This is a genomic window from Paraburkholderia sp. J12 (assembly GCF_905220215.1).
Classification (GTDB): Bacteria; Pseudomonadota; Gammaproteobacteria; order Burkholderiales; family Burkholderiaceae; genus Paraburkholderia.
The window spans coordinates 1-23,066 of sequence record NZ_CAJMZC010000021.1 but is presented as its reverse complement, the minus strand read 5'-3'; the positions used below and the strand labels follow the sequence as shown (position 1 = coordinate 23,066).

Below are 23,066 nucleotides of genomic sequence, written 5' to 3'. Positions count from 1 at the left end.
GGGACTACAACCATTGGGCGACGCCGCCGTGGTGGGAGCAGGTGCCGCTGTGATGGCGGCTGAAGCTGTAGGTGCCGTCGCGGCAGCGTGCGCTCGCGCCTTCGGGCGCTTTGCCCGAGCGCGTATGGGCCGGAGAATGGACCGTTTCGCCGTCGCGGTTCTGATAGGTGCCGTGATTGTCGAGATCGCTTTCGTTGGGTGTGGCGTTGGGCGGCTGGTAGGCGTAGGCGGGAGCGATGACGGAAAGCGACAGTAGCAGGGCGGCGGCGATGCGCGCTGCGGGCAGCGGGGTATGAAGTCTCATGTTTCTTATCGTTGGTGGATTTGCCTTTGTTCGGCAACGCTTGGGGCGGACACAAAAAAGCCCGCTCGAAAGCGGGCTTTCACGAGAACGGACCGAACTAGACGTTGAACAGGAAGTTCATCACGTCGCCGTCGTGCACGACATATTCCTTGCCTTCGGCGCGCATCTTGCCGGCTTCCTTCGCGCCGGTTTCGCCCTTGTACTGGATGTAGTCGGCGTAGGCGATGGTCTGCGCGCGGATGAAGCCGCGCTCGAAGTCGGTGTGGATCACGCCGGCCGCCTGGGGCGCGGTGTCGCCGATGTGGATGGTCCACGCGCGCACTTCCTTCACGCCCGCCGTGAAGTACGTTTGCAGGCCGAGCAGCGTGAAGCCCGCGCGAATCACGCGGTCGAGGCCCGGCTCTTCCATGCCCATGTCGGCGAGGAACGCGGCTTTGTCTTCGTCGTCGAGGTCGGCGATTTCGGCTTCGATCGCGGCACACACGGCCACGACCGGTGAGCCTTCCGCTTCGGCGTACTTGCGCACCGCTTCCAGGTGCGGGTTGTTCTCGAAGCCGTCTTCCTTCACGTTCGCGACGTACATCGTCTTTTTCGCCGTGATCAGGCAGAACGGCTTGAGGAGCGCCTGTTCGTCTTCGTTCAGGCTGAGCGCGCGCACGGGCTTTGCCTGATCCAGTTGCGCACGCACCTTTTCCAGCACGGCGACGAGCTTCGCCGCTTCCTTGTCGTTGCCCGATTTGGCGGCCTTCGCGTAGCGCGTGAGCGACTTTTCGATGGTGCCGAGGTCGGCGAGCGCGAGTTCGGTATTGATGACTTCGATGTCGGCGAGCGGATCGACCTTGCCCGCCACGTGGATCACGTTCTCGTCTTCGAAGCAGCGCACGACGTGCGTGATCGCGTCGGTTTCGCGGATGTTCGCGAGGAACTGGTTGCCGAGCCCTTCACCCTTGCTCGCGCCCGCGACGAGGCCCGCAATATCGACGAACTCGACCACGGCCGGCACGACGCGCTCGGGTTTGACGATGTCCGAAAGCGCTGCGAGGCGCGGATCCGGCACTTCGACCACGCCGACGTTCGGCTCGATCGTGCAGAACGGATAGTTTTCGGCGGCGATGCCCGCCTTGGTCAGCGCGTTGAACAGGGTGGACTTGCCGACGTTGGGCAAGCCGACGATGCCGCATTTGAGGCTCATGAAATTCTCTGCTTGTCAGGGTGGGGACGTGCGGCTCGCCGGATGGGGTGTCTGCCAGTGCCGGCCAGCGCCTGCGGGGCGCTCGGGCCCTGCGCGCGGGGAGCGCACGGGCGGCACGTCGGGAGAGCGGCTCGGGCCGCTCGAAACCGTAATTGTAACCTTGTCCGGGCGCGGGTTCGCCTTGCGCGGGAGCCTTCGCCGCGCGCGCGGCGTGGGGGGGATGCCGCAGTGCGTGCCGGGGCGGCGCCTGCGGCAATGAACCGCGCGTTCGGGCGCGTGTCCCTTCGGCGGCTGCGGCGCCCGCTCAAGGCCGCCGGGCGGTCTTGTGCCGCCGCGCAGCACAAGGGCGGCCCGCCCGTGCCGCCCGGTTCACCCGGCCCTTTCAGGCGGTGCCCCGCAGCTATAATGCGCGCATGACTGCATCCAACCAGACCTTCGACGTCGCCGTGATCGGCGGCGGGCTCGTCGGCAAGTCGGCGGCGCTCGCGCTGACCCAGAGCGGCCTGCGCGTCGCGCTGCTCGCGCAGCCCTGCGCGCCGCTGGCCGCCGGCGCCGTCTTCGACGCGCGCGTCTACGCGTTTTCGCGCAGCTCCCAGGCGCTGTTCGAGCGGCTGCGGGTCTGGCAGGCCATCGACCCGGCGCGCCTTACCCCGGTTTATGACATGCGCGTTTTCGGCGACGCCGCCGCCGAGCTGCACTTTTCGGCCTACCAGGCGTCGGTGGCGCAGCTCGCGTGGATCGCCGAATCGTCGGTGGTCGAGCGCGCGCTCGACTCGGCGCTGCATTTCCAGCCCAACCTCACGTGGATCGACGCGCGCGCCCAGACGCTCGACGTCAAGCCGCACGCCGCCGTGATCGGGCTCGCCAACGGCCGCACGCTCGAAGCCGATCTCGCGCTCGGCGCCGATGGCGCGCACTCGTGGGTGCGCGCGCAGATCGGCTCGAAAGTGGAGCGGCGCGAGTATCACCAGTCAGGCGTGGTCGCGAATTTCCGCGCCGCGCGCCCGCACGGCGAAACCGCTTACCAGTGGTTCAGGGACGGCGAGATCGTCGCGCTCCTGCCGCTCCCGGATCAGCATGTGTCGCTCGTCTGGTCGGCGCAGACGCAGCATGCGGAAGCGCTGCTGCGGCTCGATCCGGAGCAGCTCGCCGCCGAAGTCGAACGCGTGACCCAGGAACAGGTGGGTACGCTCGAATGCGTGACCCCCGCGCGCGGTTTCCCGCTCGCGCTGCAGACCGTGGATCGCCTGATCGCTCCGCGCGTGGCGCTGGTGGGCGATGCCGCCCATCTCATCCACCCGCTCGCGGGCCAGGGCGTGAATCTGGGCCTGCGCGACGTGGCGGCGCTCGCCGACGTCATCGCGCAGAAAGAGCCGTTCCGCGACCTCGGCGACACCGTGCTCCTGCGTCGCTACGAGCGCGGCCGCCGCGAGGACATCCGCAAGCTCGTCGTCGCTACCGACGGCCTGCAACGCCTGTTCGCGATTCCCGGTACGATTGCGCAGGCCGTGCGCAACACCGGCATGGCCTTCGTGGGCGCCCAGCCTCTCCTCAAGCGCTGGCTGGTTGCGTCGGCACTGGGTTAGGCCGCGGTCAAGGCCACGGCTGTTGCGGTGCAATGGGAACAGCGGTTGCGCCGGCGGTTGCTGAGGCCGCCGTGCGGCGTCAGAATGGCCGAATCCACGGGATGGCACCCAGGGCAACCGTTACACGAACGGAACACCGGCGCGCGCAAACCGCACGCGCCAGAATCAGGAAGCAAGTCATGCAAAAACGAATCCGGATTGCCGCGTTTGTTCTCGCGGCGGCGGCCACGCTGCTCGGCTGCTCGGCCGAGGCCGACCAGGTCACCGACAAGCTCAAGGCTACGCTGCAGGCGCGCCTCGGCTCGGACACCGACATCAAGGGCATCACGAAGTCGCCCGTGGCCGGCCTCTACGAGGTGAACCTCGGCTCGCAGATCATCTATAGCGACGCGAACGGCGACTACGTGCTGATCGGCGACCTCGTCGACACCAAGACGCGCCGCAATCTCACCGACGCGCGCCTCTCCGACCTGAACCGCATCGATTTCGCGAGCCTGCCGTTCGCGAACGCGGTGAAGGTGGTGAAAGGCAACGGCAGCCGCAAGATCGCGGTGTTCTCGGATCCGAACTGCCCGTACTGCCACCAGCTCGAAAACACCCTCAAGTCGATCGACAACGTGACGGTCTACACCTTCCTCTATCCGGTCCTCTCGGCAGATTCGACGGTGAAGGCCAAGTCGATCTGGTGTTCGTCGGATCGCGCGAAGGCATGGGAATCGTGGATGCTGAACCGCCAGGCGCCTTCGGCCGCCGGCACCTGCAACACTGCCGCGATCGACAGCAATCTCGCGCTCGGCGCGAAAATTAACGTGACCGGCACGCCCACCGTGATCCTCGCCGACGGGCGCCGCCTGCCCGGCGCGGTCTCCGCCGACCGGCTCGAACGCGAGCTGGGCGAGGCGCACTAAGCCCACGCATCACCCCACCGGCCGCTCGATGCGGCCGGTCTTTTTTTGCCTATCCCGCCGATGAAGCCGATCCGATACACCATCGTTCCGAAGAATCCCGCCGCGCACCTGTTCGAGGTGACGCTCACCATCGAGGACCCCGCACCGGAAGGGCAGCGCGTCATGCTGCCCGTGTGGATTCCGGGCAGCTACATGGTGCGCGAGTTCGCCCGCAACATCGTCACGCTTCGCGCGTTCAACGACGCGGGCCGCAAGGTGCGCGTGACCAAGACCGACAAGCATACGTGGCAGGCGGCGCCGGTGAAGGGCGCGCTCACGCTGCGCTACGAGGTGTACGCGTGGGACCTCTCGGTGCGGGCGGCGCATCTGGACGACACCGTTGGTTTCTTCAACGGTACGAGCGTGTTTCTCGCGGCGCTCGGCCATGAAGAGGCGCAGTGCATCGTCGATATCCAGCGCCCGGACGGCCACGCGTATCGCCACTGGCGCGTCGCGACCGCCATGGCGGAGGCGCGCGGCACCAAGCGCTATGGCTTCGGCGAATACGTGGCCTCGGGCTACGACGAACTGATCGACCATCCGGTGACGCTCGGCGACTTCACGCTCGCGAGCTTCAAGGCGCACGGCGTGCCGCACGATATCGTGATCGCGGGCCGCGTGGTCGGCCTCGACACCGAGCGTCTCGCGAACGATCTGCAGAAGGTCTGCGAAGCGCAGATCGCGCTCTTCGAGCCGCGCACGAAGCGCGCGCCGATGGAACGCTACGTGTTCATGACGCAGGCCGTGAGCGACGGTTACGGCGGCCTCGAGCACCGCGCCTCCACCGCGCTGATCTGCAATCGCACGGATCTGCCGGTGAAGGGCAAGCCCGAGATGAGCGAGGGCTATCGCACGTATCTGGGCCTGTGCAGCCACGAGTACTTCCACACCTGGAACGTGAAGCGCATCAAGCCGGCCGCGTTCGTGCCGTATGACCTCACGCGCGAGGACTACACCTCGCTCCTGTGGCTTTTCGAAGGCTTCACGTCGTACTACGACGACCTGATGCTCGTGAGGAGCGGCCTCATTTCCGTCGACGACTACTTCGGCCTCGTCGGCAAGACGATCGGCGGCGTGCTGCGCGGCGCGGGGCGCCTGAAGCAGAGCGTCGCGGAAAGCTCGTTCGACGCGTGGGTCAAGTACTATCGCCAGGACGAGAACGCGTCGAATGCCATCGTGAGCTACTACACGAAGGGCTCGCTCGTGGCGCTCGCGTTCGACCTCACGATCCGTGCCGAAACGGGCGGCCGCAAGTCGCTCGACGACGTGATGCGCCTCCTGTGGCAGCGCTACGGGCGCGACTTCTACCGCGGCAAGCCGGTGGGCGTGGGCGAGGACGACGTGGAGTCGCTGATCGCCGAGGCGACCGGCGTGTGGCTGGGCGGCCTCTTTGCCGACGCGGTGCGCGGCACGCGCGACCTGCCGCTGGCTGCGCTGCTGGAGCCGTTCGGCGTGACGCTCGAAGGCGAGCCCGAGCGCGGTGCGAAGCCCTCGCTCGGCGCGCGCCTGCGCGGCGGCGCCGATGCGACGCTAGCGGTGGTGTACGAGGGCGGCGCGGCGCAGAAAGCCGGCCTCTCCGCCGGCGACGCGCTGGTGGCGCTCGACGGACTGCGCGTGACGGGCGCGAACCTCGACAGCCTGCTTTCGCGCTATCAACCGGGGGCGAAGGTGGAAATCCACGCGTTCCGCCGCGACGAACTGCGGGTCGCGCGCCTCACGCTCGATGCGCCGGACGTTGTCCGCTACAAGCTGAGCGCGGCGGACAAGCGCCCCGGGCCGCGCGGGCTGCGCGAGCGCTGGCTGGCGGTCTGAGTGGGACCGGACCCACGCTTTAGCGTGTAAAGGTCAGACGAAAAACGGTGCGGGTGTCACAACCCGCACCGTTTTTTTTCATGCCGACGATTGTTCTATCGTTGCAACAATCCGTCATCGGCGGACTACTTTTTCGGGGCGCCGTAAAAAAACACAATGCCTTCACTCGCGCAACGCCGCGCACCCCAACCCCGAAGGAGTCACCATGACCACGATCCTGCAAGTCAACTCGGCCGCCCGCTCGCAAGGCGCGCAATCGACGCTGCTCGTCAACGAATTGACGAACAAGCTGCAACAATCGAACGCTGGCGCCAAGGTCGTCACGCGCAACCTGCAAGCCGAGCCGCTGCCGCACCTCGACGACGCCGTGCTGGGCGCGTTCTTCACGCCGGCCGAGCAGCGCACGCCGGAGCAGCAAGCCATCGCCGCGCGCAGCGAAGCGCTGATCGCCGAACTGCAGGCCGCGGACATCATCGTGATCGGCGCGCCGCTGTACAACTTCGGGATTTCGTCGCAGCTCAAGACCTACTTCGACTGGATCGCGCGCGCAGGCATCACCTTCCGCTACACCGCAACCGGCCCCGAAGGCCTCGTGAAGGGCAAGAAGGTGTTCGTGGTGTCGGCGCGCGGCGGCAAGTACCAGGGCACTCCGCACGACAGCCAGACGCCGTACCTGAAGTCGTTCCTCGGCTTCCTCGGCATGACGGACGTGAACTTCATCTACGCCGAAGGCCTGAACATGGGTCCGGAAGTGGCGGGCGCCGCACTGGCGAGCGCGCGTGAGGCGATCGCCGCGGCGTAAATGCCGGGTGAGGCGGCGCCCCAGGGCGCTGCGATTGCCAAAAAAAACGCCACGAAAGTGATTTCGTGGCGTTTTTTATTGCCCGGCACAACCGCCTGGCGCCGGCTTCAGGCGAGCACTTCGGCCTCGTCGGGCAGACGCCAGTCGATGGGTTTGCGGCCCTGCGATTCGAGGTAGGCGTTGGCCTGCGCAAAATGCCCGCAGCCCAGAAAGCCGCGATGCGCCGAGAGCGGCGAAGGATGCGGCGCTTCCAGCACGCAGTGCGGCTGCCCTTCGACGAGCGCGCGCTTGGCCTGCGCATGGGCGCCCCACAGCATGAACACGAGATGGTCGTGGCGGGCGGCGAGTTCGCGGATCAGCGTGTCGGTGCAGCGTTCCCAGCCGCGCTTCGCGTGGCTTGCCGCGTTGGCGCGCTCGACCGTCAGCACGGTGTTGAGCAGCAGCACGCCCTGGCGCGCCCACGCGTCGAGGCAACCGTGCGGCGGCGCTTCGATGCCGAGGCTCGCCGCGATCTCCTTGAAGATATTGCGCAGCGACGGCGGCGGTCGCACGGCAGGCGGGACTGAAAACGCGAGTCCGTGGGCCTGCGGTGTGCCGCGATCTTCGCCGTGGTACGGATCCTGGCCGAGGATCACGACCTTCACGTCGTCGGGCGAGGTGAGGCGCAGCGCGCGGAACACGTCGGCCGGATAGACGGTCTTGCCCGCGGCGCGCTCTTCATCGACGAAACGGCACAGCGGCCCGTAGGCGTCGCTCGCCGTGAACGGCGCGAGCAGATCGCGCCACGCGGCGGGTAGCGCGGCGAACTGGTCTTCGAGGCGCGGGATGGACGCTTGGGTAGCGGCAACAGCGGGAGAGGCGGGAGCGGTGCGGGGCATGGCGGCCTGGGGGAGCGTGGCGGGCGCCGGCTCGTCGTCGAGCAGCGAGAAGATCGTGATCTGGCGCGGATCGACTTCGGGCGCGAGCGGGTCGTCGAGCGAGTCCTCGGCCGTGTCCGGCAGGTCGTCTTCGAAGAGCGAGGCTTGTGCCGGAACCGCCGCGCGCGTGCGTTTCGTGGAAGTCATGGGCGGGAAGTGTCGCAGCAAACGGGCGGCGTTTCAATGCGCCAGCCCGTATTGCGCGGTATTGCACCCGGCTTGCGGGTTGTTCGCGGGCTGCGCTCAGCCTTCGCGCAGCCGGTAGCCGCGTTGCGCCTTGCTGATATCGTCGGGGGCGAGGCCCGGCAGTTCGGCCGAAAGCTGCGCCGCGAGCGTGTGCAGCGCCGCTTCGTCGCCCGCTTTCAGTTCCAGTTCGATTTCGCAGATCGGCGCGCTTCGCGGCTGACCGTTCACGTTCGCCGTGATCTCGCCCTGATCGATCGCCGCCTCGATTTCCGCGCCGTCGACCGAAAGCATCCACAGCGTGCGGGTGAAGTCGGTGCGAAAGAGGGCGATCAGCGCGGGTGCGGCCTCGGAGAGCGCCGTGGCCACGCCGGCCTCATCGCATTCGTGCAGGAGCCGCCCGGTTTCCAGCGCTTCACCCGCGACCGGCATTTCCCATTCGTGCCGTGCGTGCAGGCCGTTTTGCGCCTGGCCCACGGTCTTGAACGTCTGCAGCCAGCCGTCGGGCGTGCGGCGCAGCCGCAGCGCGCTTTTCGCGCGCGCGAGCGTGAGCGACGGCGTGTCGAAGTAGATGTTTTCGAGGCGCACGGCATGCCCCGCCTTGCCCGAGCGCGCTTCGAAGAGACGCAGCGCGGCCTCGACCTGTTCGCGCGGCAGCGCGAGCTTGATTTCCCGCTCGATGCCCATGGCTCGCGCTCCGCTATCAGAAGAACATGCGGGCGAGTTCCGCGCCCGGATGCTCCGCGCGCATGAACGCCTCGCCCACGAGGAACGTATGCACGGAAAGCGCGCGCATCTTTTCGACGTCTGCGCGCGAGAGAATGCCCGACTCGGTCACGACGATGCGCTCTTCCGGCACGTCGTCGAGCATGTCGATGGTCGTCTGCAGCGTCGTTTCGAAGGTGCGCAGATTGCGGTTGTTGATGCCGATGAGCGGCGTTTTCAGCGTGAGCGCTTGGGTGAGTTCGTCGCGGTCGTGCACTTCCACGAGCACCGCGAGGCCGAGCGAATGCGCATACGCTTCGAGCTCGCGCATCTGGCCCGGATCGAGCGCGGCGGCGATCAGCAGGATCGCGTCGGCGCCCATCGCGCGGGCTTCGAGGATCTGGTACGGATCGACGATGAAGTCCTTGCGCAGCACCGGCAGCGTGCACGCGGCGCGCGCGGCTTCGAGATACGCCGTGCTGCCCTGGAAGAACTGCACGTCGGTCAGCACCGAAAGGCACGCCGCGCCGTGTCTGGCGTAGGAGCGCGCGATATCGGCCGGGACGAAGTGCTCGCGCAGCACGCCTTTCGAGGGGCTCGCCTTCTTCACCTCGGCGATCACGGCCGCCTCGCCGTTCGCGTGTTTCGCGCGCAACGCGCCGACGAAATCGCGCAGATCGCGCGAGGCCGCCGCGAGGCGCAGCTCTTCGAGCGGCGCGCTCTGTTGCGCGGCGCGCACTTCTTCACGCTTGACCGCGATGATCTTTTCGAGGATGTCGCTCATGATGGCTTGCCAAAACAGTGTGGGATCAGTAATGCGTCAGCGTTTGAACTGTTGGGTGAAGCGTACCAGTTCATCGACTTTGGCGCGTGCGCGGCCGCTCGCGATGGTTTCGCGCGCGAGCACGATGCCGTCGGCGATCGAGTCCACCACGTTCGCCGAATAGAGAGCCGTGCCCGCATTCAGCGCGACGATTTCGCGCGCGACGCCCGACGTAGCGACGCCCGACTCGTTCGAGATCGCGCCGAGCAGCATCACCTTCGATTCCTCGGCGTTCTCGACCTTCAGCGTGCGGTTCGACACCATCTGCATGCCGAAGTCTTCGGGATGGATCTCGTACTCGCGAATCTCGCCGTCCTTGAGTTCGCCGACGAGCGTGGCCGCGCCGAGCGACACCTCGTCCATGCCGTCCTTGCCGTACACGACGAGCACGTGTCTCGCGCCCAGGCGCTGCATCACGCGGACCTGGATGCCCACGAGATCGGCGTGGAACACGCCCATCAACTGGTTCGGCGCACCGGCCGGATTGGTGAGCGGGCCGAGGATGTTGAAGATGGTGCGCACGCCCAGTTCGCGGCGCACGGCCGCGATGTTCTTCATGGCCGGGTGATGGTTGGGCGCGAACATGAAGCCCATGCCCGTTTCCGCGATGGAGGCCGCCACCTGGTCGGGCTGCAGGTCGATGTTCACGCCGAGCGCTTCGAGCACGTCCGCGCTGCCCGACTTGCTCGATACGCCGCGATTGCCGTGCTTGGCTACCTTCGCGCCGGCCCCCGCGACGACGAACATCGACGCGGTGGAGATGTTGAACGTATGCGAACCGTCGCCGCCCGTGCCCACGATGTCGATGAAGTTCGAGTTGTCCTTCACGTCCACGTGATTCGCAAATTCGCGCATGACGGTCGCGGCGGCGGCAATCTCGCCGATGGTTTCCTTCTTCACGCGCAAGCCCGTGATGATCGCCGCCGAGAGCACCGGCGAAAGCTCGCCGCGCATGATCATGCGCATGAGGTGCAGCATCTCGTCGTGGAAGATCTCGCGGTGCTCGATCGTGCGTTGCAGCGCTTCCTGCGGGGTAATCATGATGTCCGCCTCCGTATCAAGCGCGCTTCGTCTGCTTGAGGAAATTCTCGAAGAGCGCGTGGCCGTGCTCGGAGAGGATCGACTCGGGGTGGAACTGCACGCCCTCGACGGCCAGCTCGCGATGGCGCACGCCCATGATCTCGCCGTCCTCGGTCCAGGCTGAAACTTCGAGGCAGTCGGGCAGCGATTCGCGCTCGATGGCGAGCGAGTGGTAGCGCGTCACGTCGAAGTGCTTCGGCAGGTCGGCGAACACGCCTTTGCAGTCGGTTTCGATCTGGCTCACCTTGCCGTGCATGATGGTTTTCGCGCGCACGACGCGGCCGCCGAAGGCCTCGCCGATCGCCTGATGGCCGAGGCACACGCCGAGTATGGGCGTCTTGCCGGCGAATTCGCGCAGCACGTCGAGCGTGATGCCCGCATGCTGCGGGTTGCTCGGGCCCGGCGAGAGGCAGATGCGCTCGGGGTTCAGCTTCGCGATGTCGTCGATCGTGATTTCGTCGTTGCGGTACGTGTGGACGTCTTCGCCGAGCTCGCCGAAGTACTGGACGATGTTGTAGGTAAACGAATCGTAGTTGTCGATCATGAGCAACATGTCTTTTCTCCCGCTCAGAAGTCGCTGTCGAGGCCGTCCTGCACCTGCTCGGCGGCGCGCAGCACGGCGCGCGCCTTGTTTTCGGTCTCCTGCCATTCGGACTCGGGCACCGAATCCGCCACCACGCCCGCGGCGGCCTGCACATACAGATTGCCGTTGTGGATGAGGCCGGTGCGGATCGCGATCGCGAGGTCCATCTCGCCGTTGAACGAGAGATAGCCGACCGCACCGCCGTAGAGGCCGCGCTTCACGGGCTCCAGTTCGTCGATGAGCTCCATTGCGCGCACCTTCGGCGCACCGGAGAGCGTGCCGGCGGGGAAGGTCGCGCGCAGCACGTCGAAGTTGTTCATGCCGGGCTTGAGCTTGCCCTCGACCGAACTCACGATGTGCTGCACGTGCGAGTACTTTTCGATGATCATCTTGTCGGTCACGGCCACCGAGCCGATTTCGGCGATGCGGCCCACGTCGTTGCGCGCGAGATCGATCAGCATCACGTGCTCGGCGATTTCCTTCGGATCGTTGAGCAGTTCGGTGGCGAGTTCCGCGTCGCGCTCGGGCGTGTTGCCGCGCGCTCGCGTGCCCGCAAGCGGGCGGATCGTCACGATACGGTCCTCGCCGCGCTTTTCCTGGCGCACCAGGATCTCCGGCGAAGCGCCCACCACGTGGAATTCGCCGAAGTTGTAGTAGTACATGTACGGCGACGGATTGAGCGAGCGCAGCGCGCGGTAGAGCGACAGCGGATTGTCGCGATAGGGCTTGGTGAGGCGCTGGCCCACCTGCACCTGCATCAGCTCGCCCGCGGCGATGTATTCCTTGGCCTTGCGCACGGCGGCGAGGTAGTCGTCCTTCTTGAACTCGCGGAAGGTTTCGGTGCGCACGCTCGCCGAGGTCACGGGCGGCTGCACGGTCGTGCGCAGGCGCTGCTTCAGTTCGCGCAGACGTTGCTTCGCCTTCGTGTAGGCCTCGGGCGTTTGCGGATCGGCGTAGAGAATGAGGTAGAGCTTGCCCGCGAGGTTGTCGATGACGGCGACTTCTTCCGTCAGCAGCAACTGGATGTCGGGCAGGCCGAGATCGTCGGGCGGGGCGGTATCGGCGAGTTTCTTCTCGATGTAGCGCACCGCGTCGTAGCCGAAGTAGCCCGCGAGGCCGCCGCAGAAGCGCGGCAGGCCGGGGCGCTGTGCGACCTTGAAGCGCGCCTGGAACTGAGCGATGAATTCGAGCGGATCGCCTTCGTGCGTTTCGATCACCTGAGCATCGCGCACGACTTCGTTGACCCCGTTGCGCGTGCGGATCAGCGTACGTGCGGGCAGGCCGATGAACGAGTAGCGCCCGAAGCGCTCGCCGCCCACCACGGACTCCAGCAGGAACGAGTTCGCGCCGCCGCGCTCGTGTGCCAGCTTCAGATACAGCGAGAGCGGCGTTTCGAGATCGGCGAGAGCTTCGGCGATCAGCGGGATGCGGTTGTAGCCCTCGTTGGCGAGGGACTGGAATTCGAGTTCGGTCATGTTCCGATCCTGTTCGTGCGGGCCGGTCGCGGCTCTGAAAGGGCGCGGCGGTGAGCGCGATGGCGGCTTGTGGATGCCTTGTTGGGGCCTTGCTGGGCCGGCGCTCGCTCGTGTTCCCGGCGCCCTGGGTCTTGAAGCAGGGCGCCGATGTGCGGATGTTACTCGACCGCCCGGGTGGCACGGCAATCCGCTCTGCGCTGCGCGCTTCGCCGGGTAAGACGAAGCGACATGCAGGACAACGAACGCCAACGGCCAGCCAGCCGACGGGGGAGTTACCGCAACAGTTTAGAAACGAGACACGCGCGAGTGCGCAGCGACATAAAAAACGGGGCTGAAAACGAGTTTCTGGCTCGAACTCAGCAAACCTCGGGAGAGGTTAGCGCGACCAGCGACGCCAGGGCCAAGCTCCCCGGTCGATGCTGCTCAGACTCCGTTTTTTATTCAGAAACATGAGGAAAAGAGACGTTAAGTGGATAACTTAGGTCAGGTCATTGTGTGCCGCGATCGCCTTGGCGGCGTCGAGCAGCGTGGCCACTATACCATCCGAATCGATATTTTGCACAGGCTGGCCATGGTTGTAGCCGTAGGGCACCGTGAGGGTCGCCATGCCGGCCGCGCGGCCCGCGAGTGCGTCGTTATCCGAATCGCCGATTGCCACCGCCGCCTGCGGCTTCACGCCGAGGCGTTCGCACGCAGTCAGCATGGGCAGCGGATCGGGCTTCTTCGCAGGCGTGCTGTCGCCGCCCAACACGACCTCGAAGTAGCGCGAGAGGCCGTACTGCTGCAGCAACTCGACGGCAAAGCTGTGCGGCTTGTTGGTCACGCAGGCAAGCCGCACGCCGGCCTCGCGCAGCGCCGCGAGGCCGGCTTCGACACCCGGATACAGGTGCGTGTGCCGACCGTTGATCTTCGCGTACTCGTCCTGGTAGAGCGCGAGCGCTTCTTCGAAGCGCAACTGGGCGTCGTCGGCGGTAAAGCGCGGCGCGAGCACGCTTTTGATCAGATGCTCCGAGCCCTTGCCCACATAGCCCATCACCTCTTCGCGCGTGGTTTCCTCGGCGTCGAACTGGGCGAGCATGCCGTTCAGGCCCGCGGCGAAGTCGTCGGCGGTGTCGACCATGGTGCCGTCGAGGTCGATCAGCGCCGCCTCGATGCGCGGCGCCGCAAAGGTGATCGCCGCGCCCATCACGCTTGCCCGACCGTGGCGAGCTGCGCGCGCATCTGGTCGATCACGGCCTTGTAGTCGGGCTTGCCGAAGATCGCCGAACCGGCGACGAAAGTATCGGCGCCGGCCGCCGCGATTTCGGCGATGTTGTCGATCTTCACGCCGCCGTCGATCTCCAGATGGATCTCGCGGCCGGTGCGCTCGCGGTAGGCGTCGATCTTCGCGCGCGCCTCGCGCAGCTTGACGAGCGCCTCGGGAATGAACGACTGGCCGCCGAAGCCCGGATTTACCGACATGATCAGCACGAGATCGAGCTTGTCCATGACGTAGTCGAGGTAATTGAGCGGCGTGGCCGGATTGAAGACGAGGCCGGCCTTGCAGCCGTGGTCGCGGATCAGCGAGAGCGTGCGGTCGATGTGGTCCGAGCCTTCCGGGTGAAAGCTGATCACGTTCGCGCCCGCCTTGGCGAAGTCGGGCACGATGCGGTCCACGGGGCGCACCATCAGGTGAACGTCGATCGGCACGTCGACGTGCGGGCGGATCGCCTCGCACACGAGCGGGCCGATGGTGAGGTTCGGCACGTAATGGTTGTCCATCACGTCGAAGTGAATCCAGTCGGCGCCCGCCGCGACGACGTTACGGACTTCTTCGCCAAGGCGCGAGAAGTCGGCGGACAGGATGCTGGGGGCGATGTGGAATGGCTTCATGGCGAGATGGCGTGCGGATAGACGGAAAAACGCCATTTTACCGCCGACTGCCCGGGCGAGCCCCTATGCGCGCCGGGTTGCGGGCACCCGCCGCATGAAGCAGAATGCCAAACCATATGCCCGGCAGGGCAGGATGCCTGCGCCGCCTTGGTGCGCGGAGCGTGCGCGACGTTGCCGCGCCCGCCTTATCGACCGGAATCAGGATGAGCCAGTACGAATTCAGCGTGACGTCGCAGGTGCGCTACCTGCCCGAAGAATCGGACCCCGAGCGCCGGCAATATGCGTTCGCCTACACGCTGACCATTCGCAACACGGGGCAGGTGAGCGCGCAACTGATCGCGCGCCATTGGGTGATCACCGACAGCGAAAACCACGTGCAGGAAGTGAAGGGGCTGGGCGTGGTGGGTCATCAGCCGCTCCTCAAGCCCGGCGAACAGTTCGAGTACACGAGCTGGGCCGTGATCGCGACGCCCGTGGGCACCATGCGCGGCGAGTACTTCTGCGTGGCCGAGGACGCCGAGCGCTTCGAGGCGCCCGTTCCCGAGTTCGTTCTGCGCATGCCGCGCACACTTCATTGAACCGTAGTGCCCGTTTGCAGTCTGCTAGTCCTGACGCCGGTCGTGCGGGGCGCGTTTCTTCCTGCCCGATGCGGTCCACACCACGATGAAAACCAGCAGGAATAGCGCGATCAGCGCTTCCAGCCCAAACATGAGCATCGGGTATTCGTCGAGCAGATCGGACATAGCGGTATCCATCGAGAACAAGCATTGTATGCGCGATTTGGGGCAGTTTTCCGGGTTGATGCCCGGCTTCAGCAGCAAGCATGACGATGCGCCTGCGGGCGCGACGCGGCGGACCATCGGCCGCGTGGCCGGCTGGCTGGGGGCGGCCACGCTGGCGGCGCTGCTGGCCGCGTGCGGCGGCCCGAGCTACGTGCGGACCTCGCCGCCGGCGGGAACGCCCTATGTGCCTGGACAGATCGCGGCGGCCCGCCTCACGCCGGTCGCCTGGCAACAGGTGCCGGGCTGGCAGGACGATTCGCTGATCGGCGCGACCGCGGCGCTGCGCGCGAACTGCACGCGCCTCGCGCGCGATCCGCGCTGGCAGCGCGCCTGCGCAGCCGCCTCGCAGCTCGACGACCTCGATCTGGCAAGCGCCCGGACCTTCTTCGAAACCTACTTTACGCCTTACCAGTTCGCCAACAACGACGGAACGCTCGACGGCCTCGTGACCGGCTACTACGAGCCGCTGCTGCATGGCTCGCGCACGCGCCACGGCGTCTATCAGACGGCGCTCTACCGCTGGCCGTCCGGCTATCGCGCGGGCACGCCGCTGCCGCCTCGCGCGCAGCTCGAGCGCTCGGGCGTGCTCGACGGCAACGAACTCGTCTGGGTAGACGATCCGATCGAAGCTTTCTTCCTGCAGGTGCAGGGGTCGGGGCGTGTCGTGATGGAAGACGGCAGCGTCATGCGCGTGGGCTTTGGCGGGACCAACAATCAGCCGTACCGCTCGATCGGCAAGTGGCTGCTCGACCGTGGCGAACTCACGCCGGCGCAGGCTACGATGCAGGGCATCAAGGCCTGGGCGCGGGCGAATCCCTCGCGCGTGGACGCGCTGCTCGACACGAATCCGCGCTTCGTCTTTTTCCGCGAAATGCCGGGTTCCGAGGGCTCGTCGCAGGGCGGTGCCGACGGCCCGGTCGGCGCGCTCGGCGTGCCGCTCACGCCGGAGCGATCGATTGCCGTGGATCCCTCGTCGATTCCGCTCGGCACGCCGGTCTTCCTGCAGACCACGCGGCCGCTGACGAATACGCCGCTTAACCGCCTCGTGTTCGCGCAGGATACCGGGACGGCGATCAAGGGCGGCGTGCGTGCCGACTACTTCTGGGGCCTCGGCGACGATGCGGGCGATCTGGCCGGCAAGATGAAGCAGGGCGGCCGGATGTGGCTGCTGTTTCCGAACTCGTGAGCCCAGGTTCGAGCTGAACGAAAAAGCCGGCATGTGCCGGCTTTTGCTTTGGTGCGTGTGATGTCCGGCTATTCGCCGCAAACGCCGGGGGCTTACTTCGGGCGTTTGTCGATGACGCGACGCGCCTTGCCCACCGAGCGCTCGATGCCGTTCACCTCCAGCACGTTCACAAGGGCGGTCACGCCGATCAGCGCCTTGATGTCGTAGGCGAGTGCGTTGCGCGCCTTATCGAGCGCCGCGCCGTCGGGTGCGCTTTCCGGGCACGGTTCGACGTTGAGCGCCATCACATCGAGCGGACCTTCCTTGGTCAGCACGATCTGGTAGTGCGGCGCCAGTGCAGGCTGCTTGAGCAACAGCTCTTCGATCTGCGTCGGGAACACGTTCACGCCACGGATGATGAGCATGTCGTCCGAGCGGCCTGTGATCTTTTCCATGCGACGCATCGTGCGCGCGGTGCCAGGCAAAAGACGCGTGAGGTCGCGCGTGCGGTAGCGGACGATCGGCAGCGCCTCCTTGGTGAGCGAGGTGAACACCAGTTCGCCGAACTCGCCGTCGGGCAGCACTTCGCCCGTCTCCGGATCGATGATTTCCGGGTAGAAGTGGTCTTCCCAGATGGTGGGGCCATCCTTGGTTTCGGCGCACTCCGAAGCCACGCCCGGGCCCATCACTTCCGAAAGCCCGTAGATGTCGACCGCAGTGATGCCCATGCGCTGCTCGATGGCCGCGCGCATGTCGTTGGTCCACGGCTCGGCGCCGAAGATGCCGATGCGCAGCGAGCAACTGGCCGGATCGATGCCCTGGCGCTCCATTTCATCGGCGATTGCCAGCATGTAGCTCGGCGTGACCATGATGATGTCGGGGCGGAAGTCCTGGATCAGCTGAACCTGCTTCTCGGTCTGGCCGCCGCCGAACGGGATCACCGTGAGGCCAGCGCGTTCGGCGCCATAGTGCGCGCCGAGGCCGCCCGTGAAGAGCCCGTAGCCGTAGCTGATGTGGACCTTGTCGCCGCGCCGTGCGCCCGATGCACGCACCGAACGTGCAACCAGATTGGCCCAGGTGTCGATGTCGCGCGCGGTGTAGCCGACCACGGTCGGCTTGCCGGTGGTGCCGGACGAAGCGTGAATGCGCGAGATCTGCTCCTGCGGCACGGCGAACATCCCGAACGGGTAGTTGTCGCGCAGGTCTTTCTTGGTCGTAAACGGAAAGCGGCCGAGGTCGGAGAGCGACTGGAGCTGCGACGGATGAACGCCTGCCTCGTCGAACTTGCGGCGATAGACCGGCGAGTTCTCGTAAGCGTGGTTGAGCGACCATTTCAGCCGTTCGAGCTGAAGTGCCGCAAGTTCGTCTCGGCTCGCCTTTTCGATGGGTTCGAGCGGCAGCGTGGTAGTCATCGATGTCTCCTGTGTCGGCCAGAGTGGGCTTGGGCGTTGACTCTGGCCCCATGCAAGGCTGGGCCTTGGGTTCTATACGTGGATGGCGTGGATACGTTGAAAAGCCGTGGGGATTCCCGCTTACTCCGCAACCGGAATGACGTTGCCGCGAATTTGCGCGGACTTGCCCCGGAAGAGCGCGACGGTTTCGCCCGCGCGGTTCGTGACGCAGATGTCGTAGACGCCGTTGCGTCCCGAGAGAATCTGTTCGACGGCTTCGGCGGTGAGCACGTCGTCCGGCTGGACGGGGCGCAGAAACTCGATCGAGCAGCCGGCCGCGACGGTGTTCACGTTGTACGAATTGCAGGCGAACGCGAACGTGGAATCGGCGAGCGTGAAGATCAGGCCGCCGTGGCAGATCTGATGGCCGTTCAAGAATTCGGGTCGCACGGCCATGGAAAGGCGCGCGTAACCTGCGCGCACTTCGAGGAGTTCGATGCCCAGTGCACGGCTGCAGGCGTCGGCGTCGTACATGGCCTGGGCGGTGGCGCGGGCGAGCTCATCGGGAGACATACCGGCGATTTCGAGGCGCGGTGTGGGCGTTTGCGCGGACATTTCAGCGGCCCTCGAAGCGCGGTGCGCGCTTTTCCAGGAACGCTTGAACGCCCTCGGCGTAGTCGTATGACGCGCCGAGTTCGCGCTGCAGGTCGCGTTCGAGATCGAGCTGCTGGTCGAGCGTTTGGGTGGCCGAGGCGCGCATCGCTTCGCGTGTCGCGACGATGGCGCGGGTGGGCTGCTTTGCGAGTTGCGCGGCGAGCGCGGTGGCGGTGGCCGCGAGGTCGGCGTCTTCGGTGACTTGCCAGACGAGTCCCCAGCTCTCGGCCTTTTCGGCTGAGAGGCGGTCACCGGTCATGGCGAGACCCAGTGCGCGTGCCATGCCGACGCGTTTCGGCAGGAACCACGTTCCGCCGGAGTCGGGCACGAGGCCGATCTTGACGAAGGCCTGAATGAAGCTCGCGGAGCGTGCGGCGAGCACGATGTCGCAGGCGAGCGCGAGATTGGCTCCGGCGCCCGCCGCAGTGCCGTTGACAGCGGCGATCACGGGCATGGGCAACGCCTGCAGGCGTTTGATGAGCGGATTGAAATGCTCGTCGATCAGCGTGCCGAGGTCCGTCATCGCGCCGGGTGTGAAGTCGAGATCCGCGAGGTCCTGACCTGCGCAGAAGCCGCGGCCCGCGCCGGTCAGCACCAGCGCGCGGGCGCCGGCGGCGACCACTTCGTCGAGCGCGACCGCAAGCTCGCGGTGCATCGCGCGCGTGAAGCTATTGAGCTTGTCGGGGCGGTTGAGCGTGATTGTCGCCACGCGTGTGGATGCGTCGGTTTCGACGCGGATCGAATCGTAGGGCACCGGTTGTCTCCTGCAGCTCCAAGGCCGCCGTGTTACGCCCGGCGGCCGGCCGATAGTTGCGTTCGGATCAGAGGCGTTCAATGGCGAGGGCGATGCCCTGGCCAACGCCGATACACATCGTGCAGAGCGCATAACGTCCGTTGGTGCGCTCCAGCTGGTACAGGGCCGTGGTCACGAGCCGCGCACCGGAGGCGCCGAGCGGATGGCCCAGCGCGATCGCGCCACCGTTAGGATTGACGCGCGCGTCGTCGTCTTTCAGGCCGAGCTGGCGCAGCACGGCGAGCCCTTGCGACGCGAAAGCCTCGTTGAGCTCGATTACATCGAACTGATCGAGCGTCATGCCGAGCTGCTTCAGCAGCTTCTGCGTGGCGGGGGCCGGCCCAATGCCCATGATGCGGGGCGCGACGCCGGCCGTTGCCATGCCGAGCACGCGGGCGCGGCGGCGCAGGCCGTACTGGCTGGCGGCGGCCTCGTTGGCGATGAGCAATGCGCACGCGCCGTCGTTCACGCCCGACGCATTGCCTGCCGTGACCGTGCCGTCGGGGCGCACGACGCCCTTGAGCTTGCCCAGTGCTTCGAGCGACGTCTCGCGCGGGTGTTCGTCGAGCGCGACGCGGACCGGATCGCCTTTCTTCTGCGCGATTTCCACGGCCACGATTTCCGCGGTGAGCGTGCCGTCTTTTTGTGCGCGGGCAGCCTTTTGCTGGCTGCGCAGCGCGAATGCGTCCTGGTCGGCCCGGCCGATGCCGAACTCGACGGCGACGTTCTCCGCCGTCTCGGGCATCGAATCGATGCCGTAATCGCGTTTCATCAGCGGATTGACGAAACGCCAGCCGATGGTGGTGTCATAGATGCTGGCGTCTCGCGCGAATGCCGATGCCGCTTTGCCCATGACGAAGGGCGCGCGCGTCATGCTTTCCACGCCGCCCGCGATCATGAGGCTGGCCTCGCCCGCCTTGATCGCGCGCGCGGCGCTGCCGACGGCGTCGAGCCCCGAGCCGCACAGGCGATTGATCGTGGCGCCGGGGGCGTCGGTCGGCAGGCCCGCGAGCAGGGCGGACATGCGCGCGACGTTGCGGTTGTCCTCGCCGGCCTGGTTGGCGCAGCCGTACAGCACGTCGTCGAGCACGCGCCAGTCCACGCCCGGGTTGCGCTCGATGAGTGCGCGGATCGGCACGGCGCCCAGGTCGTCCGCCCGGACGTCTTTCAGTGCACCGCCGTAGCGGCCGAACGGGGTGCGGATCGCGTCGCAGATATAGGCTTCGGTCATCTCGGTTTCCTGAGGCACGAGCGCGGGAGTGCGCTCATGCCATACATGCTAGAGGGATGGCGAGTCAGGTTCTATTCGGCCAAACGGCATAGGCCGTTCAGCCGGCTACCACCGGAGCGGCTTTCGGTTCAACATGGACCCGGCTTTGAACCACGCGGAAGCGGTTTGCCACGAAGGCGGCATCGGCCAGTGCTGCGTTCGCTGCGGGGTTGGCGCCCGTGCCGTGGAAGTCCGAGAAGGCTGCCGACTGGTTGACGAACACGCCGCCCGTCAGGTTGATCGAAAGCGCCACGCCGCCGGTGATCGCGGCTTCATAGGCGGCTTCGACGACCGCGTCGTCAGTGCTATAGACGGAGAGCGTGAGCGCGCCGTGGTCGCGGGCGATCGAGCCGGCCAGTTCGAGCGACTGCGCGGTCGAATCGGTGGCGATCACGAACGAAATCGGGCCGAACCATTCGCGCGTGAACGAGGCTGCGTCGCGGGCGGCGTCGAGCGAGAGCACGAGCGGTGTGCGCACGCGCGCGCCGGAAAACTGCGGATGTTCGAGTGTCTGGCTTTCGGCCAGCACCGTGCCCAGCGTGCGCGCTTCGTCGATACGCGCCGTGACGCCTTCGTTCTGGATCGCGCCGAGCACTTCGACGGCGCGGGCCGGATCGGCCACGAATTTCGTGACGGCGCCCGCGATCGCCTGAGCAACGGCTTCGAAGCTCAGGTGGCCTTCGGCCGTGCGGATGCCGTCGCGCGGCACATAGATGTTTTGCGGCGCCGTGCACATCTGGCCCGAGTAAAGCGACAGCGAGAAGGCGATATTGCGCGCAGCTGCTTTCAGGTCGTCCACCGAGTCGATCACGATTTGGTTGACGCCGGCCTTCTCGGTGTACACCTGCGCTTGATGAGCGTGCTGTTCGAGCCAGTCGCCGTTCTGCGTGCTGCCGGTGAAGTCGATCAGCTTGATTTCGGGGCGCACTGCGAGCGATTGAACGAGCGCGCCGTCGTTGGGGTTGGTGGCGAGCAGCGTAACTACGTTCGGGTCGAAACCGGCCTCGCGCAGGACCTCGCGCGCGATCCGCACGGTGATTGCGAGCGGCAGGATCGCGCCCGGGTGCGGTTTGACGATGACGGTATTGCCGGTCGCGAGATCGGCGAACAGGCCAGGGTAGCCGTTCCAGGTCGGGAACGTGCAGCAGCCGAGCACGAGGCCGGTGCCGCGCGGCACGACCGTGTAGCGCTTGTGCATGGCGAGCGGCGGGTTCTTGCCTTGCGGTTTTTCCCAATGCGTATCGGCGGGAATGCGGCGCAACTGGTCCCAGGCATAGGCCACGGCTTCGAGCGCGCGGTCCTGGGCGTGGGGGCCACCGGCCTGGAAGGCCATCATGAACGCCTGACCCGTGGTGTGCATGACGCTGTAGGCGATCTCGAAGCTTGCGCGGTTCAGACGTTCGAGGATTTCGAGACTGACACCCACCCACGCTTGCGGACCGGCGGCGCGCCAGTCGCGCTGCGCTGTCTGAGCGGCTGCGATCAACTGCTCGGGTGAGGCCTCGGGATAGCGTGCGCCCAGCGAGAAGCCGAACGGCGAGGCTTCGCTGCCGACGGTTGCACCGGTGGTCGGCTGGTCGAGTTCGAACGTATGGTTCAGGTGCGCCTTGAATGCGGCTTCACCTTCGGCACTGGCGGTTTCCCCGTACACTTTTGGACTGGGCATTTCAGCGAACGGGCTCCAGTAGCCACGGGTCTCGATGGCGGCGACCGCCTTTTGCAGCACGCTCTCGTGCCTGGCGAACAAGGGATGTGTCATGGCGCAACGTAGATTGAGAGGTTGAACCAGGCCCGCGCCGATTAATTAACCGACCGGTTGGTTGGCAAATGTTAGCATTAGTCAAAGTTCGGCGTGAAAATTTTTTTGGGGGACTTTTCATAGATGGAAGGAGGACGTATGGCGTACGAGAACATCCTGGTCGAGACGCGCGGCAAAGTCGGCTTGATCACCCTTAATCGCCCGAAGGCGCTCAATGCGCTGAACGATGCGCTGATGGATGAACTGGGCGCGGCACTGAAGGCGTTCGACGCGGACGAAGGTATCGGGACGATCGTCATCACTGGTAGCGAGAAAGCGTTCGCGGCCGGTGCCGACATCGGCATGATGGCGAGCTACAGCTTCATGGATGTCTATAAGGGCGACTACATTACGCGCAACTGGGAGACGATCCGCTCGATCCGCAAGCCGATCATCGCTGCAGTAGCCGGCTTCGCCCTGGGTGGTGGCTGCGAGCTGGCCATGATGTGCGACATCATCTTTGCGGCGGATACGGCGAAGTTCGGCCAGCCTGAGATCAAGCTGGGCGTGATTCCGGGGGCGGGCGGCACGCAGCGTCTGCCGCGCGCAGTTTCGAAGGCCAAGGCAATGGACCTGTGTCTGACGGCGCGAATGATGGATGCGGCCGAAGCGGAGCGCGCAGGGCTCGTCTCACGCGTGATTCCGGCGGCCGACCTGTTGAACGAGGCGATTGCGGCGGCGGCCACGATCAGCGAGTACTCGCTGCCGGCGGTGATGATGGCTAAGGAGTCGGTGAACCGCGCGTACGAAACCACGCTGGCCGAAGGGGTGCACTTCGAGCGCCGCCTGTTCCATTCGCTCTTCGCGACGGAGGATCAGAAAGAGGGGATGGCGGCGTTCGTGGAGAAGCGCAAGCCGGCCTTCAAGAACAAGTAGTGCGCAAGAGCCTGCTGCCGTTCGCCAACGGCGGCAGGTGAATTTTTTTCGCTTTC

At 66.2% G+C, this 23,066-nt stretch carries 22 protein-coding genes; 7 read left to right on the top strand and 15 right to left on the bottom strand.

The genetic code is table 11. From position 1 onward, the window contains the following. Nucleotides 1-4 precede the first annotated feature (4 nt). Together U5760_RS29035 and ychF are read right to left on the bottom strand one after the other, a co-directional pair. Nucleotides 5-304 (bottom strand): DUF3761 domain-containing protein, encoded by a 300-nt coding sequence (locus tag U5760_RS29035; RefSeq protein ID WP_322015766.1) that lies wholly within the window; start codon nucleotides 302-304, stop codon nucleotides 5-7. Between the two features lie 97 nt (nucleotides 305-401). Then, nucleotides 402-1,496: a redox-regulated ATPase YchF gene (ychF, locus tag U5760_RS29030; protein ID WP_322015765.1), complete on the bottom strand. Its 1,095-nt coding sequence runs from the start codon at nucleotides 1,494-1,496 to the stop codon at nucleotides 402-404. A 413-nt stretch (nucleotides 1,497-1,909) separates the two neighbouring features. On the opposite strand from ychF, the gene U5760_RS29025 reads away from it, so the two are divergent. The 4 genes from U5760_RS29025 (at nucleotide 1,910) to U5760_RS29010 (ending at nucleotide 6,643) form a co-directional block, all read left to right on the top strand. Further along, entirely contained in the window at nucleotides 1,910-3,082 is a 1,173-nt protein-coding gene (locus U5760_RS29025; protein ID WP_322015764.1) for a UbiH/UbiF family hydroxylase, read from the top strand. A gap of 179 nt (nucleotides 3,083-3,261) precedes the next feature. After that, complete coding sequence (locus U5760_RS29020) at nucleotides 3,262-3,990, top strand: DsbC family protein (protein WP_322015763.1); 729 nt, start codon at nucleotides 3,262-3,264, stop codon at nucleotides 3,988-3,990. Between the two features lie 60 nt (nucleotides 3,991-4,050). Further along, a complete protein-coding gene (locus U5760_RS29015) occupies nucleotides 4,051-5,841 on the top strand; it encodes a PDZ domain-containing protein (protein ID WP_322015762.1) in 1,791 nt (596 codons plus the stop codon). Between the two features lie 205 nt (nucleotides 5,842-6,046). Then, the gene (locus U5760_RS29010; RefSeq protein WP_322015761.1) at nucleotides 6,047-6,643 is read left to right on the top strand and encodes an FMN-dependent NADH-azoreductase; all 597 of its coding nucleotides are present in this window, start codon (nucleotides 6,047-6,049) and stop codon (nucleotides 6,641-6,643) included. A 107-nt stretch (nucleotides 6,644-6,750) separates the two neighbouring features. Here U5760_RS29010 and U5760_RS29005 read toward each other — a convergent pair whose 3' ends face one another. The 8 genes from U5760_RS29005 to rpe all read right to left on the bottom strand — a co-directional run bounded on the left by U5760_RS29005 (nucleotide 6,751) and on the right by rpe (nucleotide 14,281). After that, nucleotides 6,751-7,707: a uracil-DNA glycosylase gene (locus tag U5760_RS29005; RefSeq protein WP_322015760.1), complete on the bottom strand. Its 957-nt coding sequence runs from the start codon at nucleotides 7,705-7,707 to the stop codon at nucleotides 6,751-6,753. 96 nt (nucleotides 7,708-7,803) lie between these two features. Then, entirely contained in the window at nucleotides 7,804-8,430 is a 627-nt protein-coding gene (locus U5760_RS29000; protein WP_322015759.1) for a CYTH domain-containing protein, read from the bottom strand. A 16-nt stretch (nucleotides 8,431-8,446) separates the two neighbouring features. Beyond that, nucleotides 8,447-9,232 carry an indole-3-glycerol phosphate synthase TrpC gene (gene trpC, locus U5760_RS28995; RefSeq protein ID WP_322015758.1) on the bottom strand — a complete coding sequence of 262 codons (786 nt, stop codon included), beginning with the start codon at nucleotides 9,230-9,232 and terminating at the stop codon, nucleotides 8,447-8,449. Between the two features lie 36 nt (nucleotides 9,233-9,268). Next, on the bottom strand, nucleotides 9,269-10,315 hold the full coding sequence (trpD, locus tag U5760_RS28990; RefSeq protein WP_322015810.1) for an anthranilate phosphoribosyltransferase: 1,047 nt from the start codon (nucleotides 10,313-10,315) through the stop codon (nucleotides 9,269-9,271). A 13-nt stretch (nucleotides 10,316-10,328) separates the two neighbouring features. Continuing rightward, complete coding sequence (locus tag U5760_RS28985; protein WP_322015757.1) at nucleotides 10,329-10,904, bottom strand: aminodeoxychorismate/anthranilate synthase component II; 576 nt, start codon at nucleotides 10,902-10,904, stop codon at nucleotides 10,329-10,331. Nucleotides 10,905-10,918: 14 nt separating this feature from the next. Beyond that, entirely contained in the window at nucleotides 10,919-12,409 is a 1,491-nt protein-coding gene (gene trpE, locus U5760_RS28980) for an anthranilate synthase component I (protein ID WP_322015756.1), read from the bottom strand. A 478-nt stretch (nucleotides 12,410-12,887) separates the two neighbouring features. Next, nucleotides 12,888-13,595, bottom strand: a complete 708-nt coding sequence (locus U5760_RS28975; RefSeq protein ID WP_322015755.1) for a phosphoglycolate phosphatase — start codon at nucleotides 13,593-13,595, stop codon at nucleotides 12,888-12,890. Further along, entirely contained in the window at nucleotides 13,595-14,281 is a 687-nt protein-coding gene (gene rpe / locus U5760_RS28970; RefSeq protein ID WP_322015754.1) for a ribulose-phosphate 3-epimerase, read from the bottom strand. The genes U5760_RS28975 and rpe overlap by 1 nt, the downstream gene beginning before the upstream one ends. 203 nt (nucleotides 14,282-14,484) lie before the next feature. On the opposite strand from rpe, the gene apaG reads away from it, so the two are divergent. Together apaG and U5760_RS28960 are read left to right on the top strand one after the other, a co-directional pair. Beyond that, nucleotides 14,485-14,859, top strand: a complete 375-nt coding sequence (gene apaG / locus U5760_RS28965; RefSeq protein WP_028208771.1) for a Co2+/Mg2+ efflux protein ApaG — start codon at nucleotides 14,485-14,487, stop codon at nucleotides 14,857-14,859. 85 nt (nucleotides 14,860-14,944) lie between these two features. Next, on the top strand, nucleotides 14,945-16,249 hold the full coding sequence (locus tag U5760_RS28960; protein ID WP_322015753.1) for a murein transglycosylase A: 1,305 nt from the start codon (nucleotides 14,945-14,947) through the stop codon (nucleotides 16,247-16,249). A 92-nt stretch (nucleotides 16,250-16,341) separates the two neighbouring features. On the opposite strand, the gene paaK is transcribed toward U5760_RS28960, so the two are convergent. From paaK to paaN, 5 genes are all read right to left on the bottom strand, one after another. Then, nucleotides 16,342-17,640 (bottom strand): phenylacetate--CoA ligase PaaK, encoded by a 1,299-nt coding sequence (gene paaK / locus U5760_RS28955; RefSeq protein ID WP_322015752.1) that lies wholly within the window; start codon nucleotides 17,638-17,640, stop codon nucleotides 16,342-16,344. Between the two features lie 120 nt (nucleotides 17,641-17,760). Beyond that, a complete protein-coding gene (gene paaI / locus U5760_RS28950; protein ID WP_415914197.1) occupies nucleotides 17,761-18,234 on the bottom strand; it encodes a hydroxyphenylacetyl-CoA thioesterase PaaI in 474 nt (157 codons plus the stop codon). Between the two features lies 1 nt (nucleotide 18,235). Continuing rightward, nucleotides 18,236-19,027, bottom strand: coding sequence for a 2-(1,2-epoxy-1,2-dihydrophenyl)acetyl-CoA isomerase PaaG (paaG, locus tag U5760_RS28945; protein WP_322015750.1), 792 nt, complete (start codon nucleotides 19,025-19,027; stop codon nucleotides 18,236-18,238). Between the two features lie 67 nt (nucleotides 19,028-19,094). Continuing rightward, a complete protein-coding gene (pcaF, locus tag U5760_RS28940; RefSeq protein WP_322015749.1) occupies nucleotides 19,095-20,297 on the bottom strand; it encodes a 3-oxoadipyl-CoA thiolase in 1,203 nt (400 codons plus the stop codon). A gap of 97 nt (nucleotides 20,298-20,394) precedes the next feature. Next, on the bottom strand, nucleotides 20,395-22,095 hold the full coding sequence (gene paaN / locus U5760_RS28935; RefSeq protein ID WP_322015748.1) for a phenylacetic acid degradation protein PaaN: 1,701 nt from the start codon (nucleotides 22,093-22,095) through the stop codon (nucleotides 20,395-20,397). A gap of 138 nt (nucleotides 22,096-22,233) precedes the next feature. Between paaN and U5760_RS28930 the strand changes: the two genes are divergently transcribed. Then, nucleotides 22,234-23,010, top strand: coding sequence for an enoyl-CoA hydratase (locus U5760_RS28930; protein ID WP_322015747.1), 777 nt, complete (start codon nucleotides 22,234-22,236; stop codon nucleotides 23,008-23,010). Nucleotides 23,011-23,066 lie beyond the last annotated feature (56 nt).

Coding starts and splice junctions, on each gene's coding strand:
- U5760_RS29010 (WP_322015761.1), top strand. CDS start 6,047: ATGACCACGATCCTGCAAGTCAACTCGGCCGCCCGCTCGCAAGGCGCG.
- pcaF (WP_322015749.1), bottom strand. CDS start 20,297: ATGACCGAAGCCTATATCTGCGACGCGATCCGCACCCCGTTCGGCCGC.
- U5760_RS29015 (WP_322015762.1), top strand. CDS start 4,051: ATGAAGCCGATCCGATACACCATCGTTCCGAAGAATCCCGCCGCGCAC.
- paaN (WP_322015748.1), bottom strand. CDS start 22,095: ATGACACATCCCTTGTTCGCCAGGCACGAGAGCGTGCTGCAAAAGGCG.
- U5760_RS28975 (WP_322015755.1), bottom strand. CDS start 13,595: ATGGGCGCGGCGATCACCTTTGCGGCGCCGCGCATCGAGGCGGCGCTG.
- U5760_RS29035 (WP_322015766.1), bottom strand. CDS start 304: ATGAGACTTCATACCCCGCTGCCCGCAGCGCGCATCGCCGCCGCCCTG.
- U5760_RS28960 (WP_322015753.1), top strand. CDS start 14,945: ATGAAAACCAGCAGGAATAGCGCGATCAGCGCTTCCAGCCCAAACATG.
- trpE (WP_322015756.1), bottom strand. CDS start 12,409: ATGACCGAACTCGAATTCCAGTCCCTCGCCAACGAGGGCTACAACCGC.
- trpC (WP_322015758.1), bottom strand. CDS start 9,232: ATGAGCGACATCCTCGAAAAGATCATCGCGGTCAAGCGTGAAGAAGTG.
- ychF (WP_322015765.1), bottom strand. CDS start 1,496: ATGAGCCTCAAATGCGGCATCGTCGGCTTGCCCAACGTCGGCAAGTCC.
- U5760_RS29000 (WP_322015759.1), bottom strand. CDS start 8,430: ATGGGCATCGAGCGGGAAATCAAGCTCGCGCTGCCGCGCGAACAGGTC.
- rpe (WP_322015754.1), bottom strand. CDS start 14,281: ATGAAGCCATTCCACATCGCCCCCAGCATCCTGTCCGCCGACTTCTCG.
- paaK (WP_322015752.1), bottom strand. CDS start 17,640: ATGACTACCACGCTGCCGCTCGAACCCATCGAAAAGGCGAGCCGAGAC.
- paaI (WP_415914197.1), bottom strand. CDS start 18,234: ATGTCCGCGCAAACGCCCACACCGCGCCTCGAAATCGCCGGTATGTCT.
- U5760_RS28930 (WP_322015747.1), top strand. CDS start 22,234: ATGGCGTACGAGAACATCCTGGTCGAGACGCGCGGCAAAGTCGGCTTG.
- U5760_RS29005 (WP_322015760.1), bottom strand. CDS start 7,707: ATGACTTCCACGAAACGCACGCGCGCGGCGGTTCCGGCACAAGCCTCG.
- U5760_RS29025 (WP_322015764.1), top strand. CDS start 1,910: ATGACTGCATCCAACCAGACCTTCGACGTCGCCGTGATCGGCGGCGGG.
- apaG (WP_028208771.1), top strand. CDS start 14,485: ATGAGCCAGTACGAATTCAGCGTGACGTCGCAGGTGCGCTACCTGCCC.
- U5760_RS28985 (WP_322015757.1), bottom strand. CDS start 10,904: ATGTTGCTCATGATCGACAACTACGATTCGTTTACCTACAACATCGTC.
- U5760_RS29020 (WP_322015763.1), top strand. CDS start 3,262: ATGCAAAAACGAATCCGGATTGCCGCGTTTGTTCTCGCGGCGGCGGCC.